This is a genomic window from Methylocapsa aurea (assembly GCF_000746085.1).
Taxonomy (GTDB): domain Bacteria; phylum Pseudomonadota; class Alphaproteobacteria; order Rhizobiales; family Beijerinckiaceae; genus Methylocapsa; species Methylocapsa aurea.
In genome coordinates this window covers 92703-101087 of the sequence record NZ_JQKO01000016.1, presented here as the reverse complement: position 1 = coordinate 101087, position 8385 = coordinate 92703, and the positions used below count along the sequence as shown (strand labels likewise).

5 protein-coding genes are annotated in these 8385 nt (G+C 61.6%); all 5 read right to left on the bottom strand.

What is annotated here, in order from left to right:
* Positions 1-3342, bottom strand: a 3342-nt coding sequence (locus DL86_RS12390) for a vitamin B12-dependent ribonucleotide reductase (protein ID WP_051953312.1), incomplete at its 3' end; no start/stop codon positions are given.
* 451 nt (positions 3343-3793) lie between these two features.
* Positions 3794-4066 carry a hypothetical protein gene (locus tag DL86_RS12380; RefSeq protein WP_156964626.1) on the bottom strand — a complete coding sequence of 91 codons (273 nt, stop codon included), beginning with the start codon at positions 4064-4066 and terminating at the stop codon, positions 3794-3796.
* Between the two features lie 58 nt (positions 4067-4124).
* Entirely contained in the window at positions 4125-6257 is a 2133-nt protein-coding gene (locus DL86_RS12375; RefSeq protein WP_245276358.1) for an ATP-dependent helicase, read from the bottom strand.
* The gene (locus DL86_RS20295) at positions 6241-7263 is read right to left on the bottom strand and encodes a hypothetical protein (RefSeq protein WP_202899202.1); all 1023 of its coding nucleotides are present in this window, start codon (positions 7261-7263) and stop codon (positions 6241-6243) included. The genes DL86_RS12375 and DL86_RS20295 overlap by 17 nt, the downstream gene beginning before the upstream one ends.
* The gene (locus DL86_RS12365; protein WP_156964625.1) at positions 7260-8213 is read right to left on the bottom strand and encodes a DUF3991 and TOPRIM domain-containing protein; all 954 of its coding nucleotides are present in this window, start codon (positions 8211-8213) and stop codon (positions 7260-7262) included. Before DL86_RS12365 ends, DL86_RS20295 begins: the two co-directional genes overlap by 4 nt.
* Positions 8214-8385 lie beyond the last annotated feature (172 nt).

Here is an 8385-nt window from a genome sequence, read left to right as displayed (position 1 = left end):
GGCGCTCGCGGTTCCAGGGGAGACCGGATTGGTTTGCTTGGCGCACTCCAGCCCATCCAGTCCTGCCGCGGACGGCGGTATATGGGCAAGATCGTTGCGCTCGAGATAGGAGACGGCAAGCTCGCGGAAAAGATAATCCAGGATCGATGTTGCGTTCTTGATCGCATCATTACCCTGGACCAGGCCGGCCGGCTCAAAGCGGGTGAAGGTGAAGGCGTCAACATATTCATCGAGAGGTACGCCATATTGTAGGCCGACCGAAATCGCGATGGCGAAATTGTTCATGAGCGAACGGAAGGCCGCGCCCTCCTTGTGCATGTCAATGAAGATTTCGCCCAGGCGGCCATCAGGGTATTCGCCGGTGCGCAAATAGACCTTGTGGCCGCCGACGCGCGCTTTCTGGGTGTAGCCTTTGCGGCGGTCGGGCAGCCGCTCGCGTTCCCGTATGCGTTCGATCCGTTCGACGATTTTCTCGGCGACGGCCGAAGCCCGCGCCGGGGCGTTGGTGACGACAAGGGTCTCGACTGCGTCCTCCGCGTCGTCGTCGTCCTGGATGAGTTGGCTATGCAAGGGTTGCGAGAGCTTCGAGCCGTCGCGATAGAGCGCATTGGCTTTGAGCCCGAGCCGCCAGGAGAGCAGATAGGCGGATTTGCAATCCTCGATCGAGGCCTCGTTCGGCATATTGATCGTCTTGGAAATCGCGCCGGAGATGAAGGGCTGGGCGGCCGCCATCATTCGGATATGGCCTTCGACCGAGAGATAGCGCTTGCCGGTGCGTCCGCAGGGGCTTGCGCAATCGAAGACGGCATAATGTTCGGTCTTCAGATGAGGTGCGTCTTCGATCGTCATCGCGCCGCAGACATGGATATTGGCGGCGTCGATCTGGGCGCGGGAGAAGTCAAGGAAGCTCAGGAGATCGAAATTCTGATCTTCGAGCCTTTCCGCCGGCACATCGAGCGCGTCTTTGAGAAAATCCACGCCTATCGTCCATTTGTTGAAGACGAACTTGATGTCGAAGGCGGTTTCGAGCGCGGCCTCCAATTCGGCGAGCTTTTCTTTGGTAAATCCCCTAGCGAGAAGGCTCGCGTGATTGATGAAGGGCGCCTGCCGGAGGGATGGGCGCCCGACGGCATAGGCGATTATCTCGTCGATCTCAGGCTTGGCGTAGCCGAGCGTGCGAAGAGCTTCCGGGACGGCGCGATTGATGATCTTGAAATGGCCGCCCCCAGCCAGTTTCTTGAATTTGACGAGGGCGAAGTCCGGTTCGATTCCGGTCGTGTCGCAATCCATGACGAGGCCGGTCGTGCCGGTGGGCGCGACGACGCTGACTTGCGCATTGCGGTAGCCTTGACGTTTGCCAAGCTTTAGGGCGAGGTCCCATGCCGCCTTCGCGTGTTCGCCGAGAGCTTTATCGGTCAGCGCCGCATGATCGAGCGGGACGGGCTCGATCGACAAAGCGTGATAGCCTGTCCCTTCGCCATATGCGGCTCGGCGATGGTTGTGCATGACGCGGAGCATAGACGCTGCGTTGTCTTCGTATCGAGAGAAGGCGCCGAGCTCGCCGGCCATTTCGGCGGAGGTTGCATATGCGACGCCGGTCATGATGGCGGTGAGTGCGGCGCAGAGGGCGCGGCCGCGGTCCGAGTCATAGGGGATGCTGGAGGACATCAAGAGCCCGCCGACATTGGCGTAGCCAAGGCCCAGAGTGCGGTATTCATAGGAGCGACGGGCGATCTCCCTGGCGGGGAATTGCGCCATCATCACCGAGATTTCGAGAACGATCGTCCACAGGCGGATTGCATGTTCATAGGAGTCGAGGTCGATCAGACCCGTCGTCGTCTTGCGGAATTTCAGGAGGTTCAACGAGGCCAGATTGCAGGCGGTGTCATCCAGAAAGACGTATTCACTGCATGGATTAGACGCCACGATCGGGCCTTCGGCCGGGCAGGTATGCCAATCATTGATCGTTGTATGAAATTGCAGTCCTGGATCCGCGCAGGCCCAGGCGGCATGGCTGATTTTGTCCCATAGGTCGCGCGCCTTCATCACCTTATGCGCCTTGCCGTCGAGCCGGCGGGTGAGGGTCCAGTCGCCGTCGTCCTCGACCGCATGGAGAAAGGCGTCGGTGACGCGGACCGTATTGTTCGAATTCTGGCCGGAGACGGTGAGATAGGCTTCCGAATCCCAATCGGTGGTGAAGGCCTCGAAGTCGATGTCGGCATGTCCCTGGCGGGCGAGCTGGATGACCTTCTTGATCGTGGCCTCGGGGACGAACGCGCGCCGCGCCAGCTTGATTTCTTTCTTCAGCGCTGGGTTCCTTTCCGGGTTGAAGCAATCGGCTCCGGGTCCGTCGCAATTGACGCAGGCGCGGAGAATGGCTTTCAGCGCCCTTTTCAAAATCTTGGAGCCGGCAACGAGGGCGGCGACCTTCTGCTCCTCTTTCACCTTCCAGTCGATGAAAGCTTCAATGTCAGGATGGTCGGCGTCGAGGGCGACCATCTTGGCGGCGCGCCGTGTTGTGCCTCCCGATTTGATCGCTCCGGCGGCGCGGTCGCCGATCTTCAGGAAGGACATGAGGCCGGAGGATTTGCCGCCGCCGGATAGCTTTTCGTTCTCGCCGCGCAGTTTGGAAAAGTTCGAGCCCGTGCCCGAGCCATATTTGAACAGCCGCGCTTCGCGCACCCAAAGGTCCATGATGCCGCCTTCGTTGACGAGATCGTCGGCGACGGATTGGATGAAGCAGGCGTGTGGTTGGGGATGCTCATAGGAGCTTGTGGACTCGACGAGCTCCTTGGTGAACGGATCGACGTAGAAATGGCCCTGGCTCGGGCCATCGATTCCATAGGCCCAATGCAGTCCGGTGTTGAACCATTGCGGCGAATTGGGCGCCGCCATCTGGCGCGCGAGCATGAAGCGCAATTCGTCGAAAAAGGCCTGAGCATCAGCCTCTGTGTCGAAATATTTGCCCTTCCAGCCCCAGTAGGTCCACGCCCCGGCGAGACGGTCGAAAACCTGTTTGGCCGAGGTTTCAGAGCCATAGTTGGTCGCCTTTGAGAAAAACGGACCGGCCATGGCCGCCTCGTCTGGTTCGGAGCGCCAGAGGAACAATGGCACGCCATCTTCGGGAATTGGCGACAGAGCGGCTGGGACGCCGGCCTTGCGGAAATATTTTTGTGCGAGAATATCCGCGGCCACCTGGCTCCAGGCGGTTGGGACCTCAACCTCGTCGAGGGAAAACACGATGGAGCCGTCGGGATTGCGTATCTCGCTCCTGACCTTATGAAACGCGATGTCCGCGTAAGGGGAGCGATTGGGTTTGGTGTAGTGCCGGTTGATGCGCATGGGTCTGGATCCTTGGATTTTAAGGTGATTGAATTTGGCGTGTCATCTCGGGGATGCGTTTTTGACTGTTTCGCGGTGGGCTTGGCAGGACCAACGGCCATGGATCCCTGCGAGGAGTTTCACGCCAAATCCGAAATGGGCCGGCGCGCCGCAAATCAAACAAGCAAATTGTCCATCTGGGCGGATCGTTTGGGCGCGGCTTTGGTCGCGGCGTTCCAGCGCCGGCGCCGGGGTTGGCCGGCCCGCGCCGCTGAAGAGATCCGTCTCCGTCTCGGCCTTCGCTTGCGGATTTTTGCCTGCCTCGGGTTTTCCTTTGATTGGTCCGTAATGATTCACAGGCGCCGCCTGGCATCCGCCGGGGCAAGGCCGGGCTTAGCCCGGGAGCCTTCTTGGCGACGAAGCCTTGCGGCGGCGGATGCCCATGCGGCCGCTTCTTTTTTCGTCCGCCCGATCATCCTTCTATTTTCCTTGAGCTCTTTTCATCCCGTTCCACTGAAAGAGAACAGCCCAGTTTGGCGAGATGGCCGATTTCTTTGTCGGCCAAATCGAGGAAATGCTGGCGTTCCTCCGGTCGGAATTGCCGCCACGCTGGCCACGAGCCGGCGCGGGATGCGGAGAAGAGCAAAAAGGCGACGATGTTTTGCGTGGTTGCGAATTCAGGTTGTGTCGGAGGCTCTTCGTCTGCTCCGTAGGCATTGATGAGATCATCGATTGTTTTCGTCATTTGGGAGTTCATTCCGTGCGCGGCGTTGGATTGATCGCTTGGCGGAGATTTGCTTGTCCTAAAAGCGCCGGAACCGGTGCACCTGATCGCTTTGATTGGTGATCGGCGCGCGTGCGGCTCCGGTGCGCGTGCGACTGGGATCGCGCAGCCAGCCCAGCACGCGATTGTCGTCGGGAATGTCGTCGATGAAGGACGATGGCGCAGCTGGACCGCGTCGAAAGCCGCAGTGAGAAATCGTCACCCGGCGCATGCCGCGCGTCAGCGCGACATAGGCGAGCCGTCGCTCCTCGTCGCGATCGCCATAGTCGCTTGGAAGCACGCCCTCCTCCCAGGCAGGGAGAAACACATGCGGAAACTCCAAACCTTTGGCCTTGTGCAGGGTCATCAGGCGGACCCGCGCCGTCTCGTCCTCGCCCGGACGGCTGGTGGCGAGGGTCGCATGGTCGAGCAGCTCGCGGGCGGTGTTGAAGCCGCCGGCGAGATCGATCAGCTCATGGAGATTTTCGAGCCGGTCCTCGGTCGTTTCCGCCTTGCTCTTGCGCAGCATCTCGCGATAGCCGGTGGCGTCGAGGAGGAGCGATATCTGGTCGGCGAGAGTATGCGAATGGTCGGCCCCGACGCGGCGGATCGCGTCCGCGAATTGCAGGCCGGCGGCGTGGCATTTGGGCGGGAGGATGACGGTATCGAGGGCGCGCAGCATGGAGACATTGCGGAACGACGCCTCTGTCTCGACGACGTCCATGGCCTTGGCGCCGTAGCCCCGTCGCGGTTCGTTGATGACCCGGCGGAAGGCTTCGTCCGATTGGCGATCGTCGGGGGTCTCGGCCAGGCGGAGGAAGGCGAGCGCATCCTTGATTTCGGCGCGTTGATAGAACCCGACGTCTCCAACGATGACATAGGGGATGCGGGCGCGCATCAAGGCTTCCTCCAGTCCCCGTGAAAGGAAGTTGACCCGATAGAGAATCGCCAGATTGTCCCAGTCCTTCCCTTCGGCGTGGAGCTGCTGCATTTCGGCGACGATCCCGGCGGCTTCGGCTTGTCCGTCGCGATAGGCGATGATCTCGATTTTCTCGCCTTGTTCTTTTTTCGTGAACAAGGTCTTGCCAAGGCGTTTCTTGTCCTGCGCGATGACCGCGTTGGCCGCGGCAAGGATATGCCCGGTCGAGCGAAAGTTCTCCTCGAGCCGAATCTGGCGGGCGTTCGGAAAATCCCTGACGAACTGCCGAATGTAGGCTATGTCCGCGCCGCGCCAGCTATAGATCGCCTGGTCATCGTCGCCGACGACAAAGACCTGCTTCAGTCGGGAGGCGAGCAGCTTGAGCCACGAATATTGGGCGAAGTTCACATCCTGATATTCGTCGGCCGCGACCCAATCGAATTTCGAAGCCCAACGGTTGCGATAGGCCTCGTCGCGCTGCATGGCCAGCGTTGGCCAAAGCAGTAAATCTCCGAAGTCGGCGGCGTTGGCGTCTCGCAGGGATTGCTGGTAGGCCGCGTAGACGCGAACGCTGGCGAGGAGGCCTCCTGCGTCGATCGGCTCGCGCGCGCGTTCGGCGTTGGCGATCCGGGTCTGGATATGATCCTTGGCGCCTTGCGGCGTCAGGAGACTATCTTTGAATTTCGAGATGCGGTTGCACATGATCTTGAGCGGATCGCGGGATGGCTTTGGCTCATCATCATCTTCGCCGACGAGATTGAGCGCCTTCATGGTGCGCTTGACGATGCGTCGGCTGTCGTCGGCGTCGAGGATATCGAAGTTGTGGCGGAGCCCGGCGACTTCCGGCTGGTCGCGGAGCTGCCGCGCGGCGAGGCCGTGGTAGGTGCCTAGCCAGAAGGGAGTAGCTTGACCGCCGAGAGCGGAGCGGATGCGCGACGTCATTTCCGCCGCGGCCTTATTGGTGAAGGTGACAGCGAGGATGTGCGAGGCGGGAATATGGTCGACGGCAATTCGATGGACGACAGCCGCTGTCAGCGTGGAGGTCTTCCCGGTTCCCGCGCCGGCAAGGACGAGGATCGGGCCTTGATGCGCCGCGGCTTCGGCCTGGGTCCTTGTCAGGGTCGAAGCAAATGCTTCGAATGAAAAGTTCGATTCCGGGATGTCATGGTTGGTCGCTTCAGGATCCGGCCAGGCGTCCGGGTCCATGAGAGGATCGTAAAAAGGATCGACGTAGGGGTCAGAGAATCTCGACATGGCAGTTTGCTCCGTTGCAGAGGATCAGTTCCCCGTCCGCGTTTGAGTGAGTGGTGAAGACCGTGAAAATATTTTCGATGTCGAAAGCGCCATCCTCGTCGCGCTGGCCGTCGACGATGACGCCTTCGAGCGATTGCGAACCGTCATCCGCTTCGACGTAGACGAGTGTGTCGGTGAGGCTGCTGCCGGAGGGCCAGTGGTTGTAGCGGGAGCGGGTCTGCGGGGGCAGGAGGGAGAAACGCTTCGCTAAGTCAGCGAGGGAGTCATCGACCTTGGCTCTGTCGAGAAGTTGGGTGAGCCTGTTGAAGAAGAGCGTCATGGCGGTGCGTGGCGGCCATGGCTCCCATGGCTTTATGTCGGCGGGGGCAACCAGGGGGTCTTCGCCGAGAGGGTCGAGGCTGATTTCGAGGCTCGATCGCATCTCGTCACGCGTCCATCCGACGACGTGGTAGGCCTCGCTCGCCGCCGCGAGGCGATCGGCATGTTTGTGCCGGGCATAGGAGTCTTCGGTCCAGGCCGGCAATCGGTAGCGTTGATCGACGGCGACTTGCAGGCGGCTATCCAAGCTCGCGAAGGCAGGGCCGAGATGCGGCTTTAGGGGCGCGATCGGGTCGAAGCCGCCAAACAGCGCCTCGGTGGCGTCGTGAAGGAGCTCTTGCAAAGCTTCGCGGGCGGTGAGCGGTCCCTCAGCCTCGCGCAAGGCGAGCACGGTGAGGCTGTGCTGGGCGACGCTAAGCGGCAGGTCCCATTTGGAATAGCCGCCCCAACGATAGGTGCGCGAGAGCCCGATCGCGAGGTCCTCGTCGGTCCAGGCGTCGGGTTGCGGGTGGAGGAGATCGAGCCGCCCGCCCGACTTGAGGAGGATGAAGGCGCGCGGCAGCGCAGCGCCTGAGGGCGACGCTTGCTCGCTGACCTGTGGAAAAGAACCATAGCTGTCTCTTGGAATGCCCATTTGGTCCTTCAGTTGGTTGAGCGGTTCGAAGTTGGTGAAGTTCGGGAGTTTCATGGCGCTGTGCTTTGTTGGGTTTGTTGTTTGAGGACGTCGTTCCAGTCGCCGGACTCGATCGGCGGCCTCAGTCGCGAGAAGGCGACACCGGCTTTGGCTGCGATTGCTTTGTGTTGGGCGGCGTAGCGGTCGCCGGCGGGATTGGCGTCGGTGGCGCTGAAAAAAGCCGAGTTGGCCATCCCAGCCATCCCGGCGAGAAGCCGCTCGATCGCTCCGATGGTCGCCGGTCCCATGCCGCCGCCAGTCGCGGCGTAGAGCGTGCCGGGGCTGAAATTTTCGAAAGCGGCGAGGCTCATGGCGTCGATCGGAGCCTCGGTCACGACGAGGCGGCTGAACGGCGGGGATGCGCCTGTAAACCGAAACAGTGTTTTTGCGCCGCCCGTAAGGGATCCTTTGTAGCCGGGGCCGCGGATCTCGACGTGGGTCACGCTTCCTGCGTCGTCGCGGTGGGCGAACCAGGCGCTCGCGTAGGGGCCCTCGCGCACCACGTCCGCCCCGATAGCAGCCTCGAGCATGCGGGCTGGGAGCCGACGGTCCAGGTTGAGATAGCGCCAGGCCGGCGAGCCGCGCCTGAGGCGGGGGCGTCGCCTCCATCTCGCGGCAATTGGAGAGGTTTGAGCGGTCTTGCGCCGTGGGTGGTTATCTTCGGCAAATGTCGGGCGCAGGCCGATGAATTCGCGGAGGAGTTTGCGCGCCTGACCGAAGTTCAGGCCGGGATCGAAATGCTGGACGAGGTCGAAGACGTCGCCCTTCGCTTCACTGCCTGGGTCCCACCATCCCCTGCCCTCGTGGTTGACGATAATGATCTCGCCGGCGCCGCGACGATATTTCAGGCAGTTCTTGGTGCTCTCCGCATTGTCGAGCCGCCAAGGCGGCGGGAGCCGCTCCAGAAGCGCGGCGCAGTTCACCTCCTCGCGGAGCTTCTCGATCTCTGGATCATGTCTGGTCAATTTCCTGCGCTCCTATTCACTGTTCGCGGGCAGGACGGCGGCGTCTCTCTCCTCCTCCGTATTCTTGCCCCAATGCCATCGGCCGACCGCGAGGCGGTCGTGGTGCAAGGGCGCGCGGTACGCGCGGGAGCCTGCGACGAATCCTTGTCAGCGCGGCCGCCGCTAGCGGTAG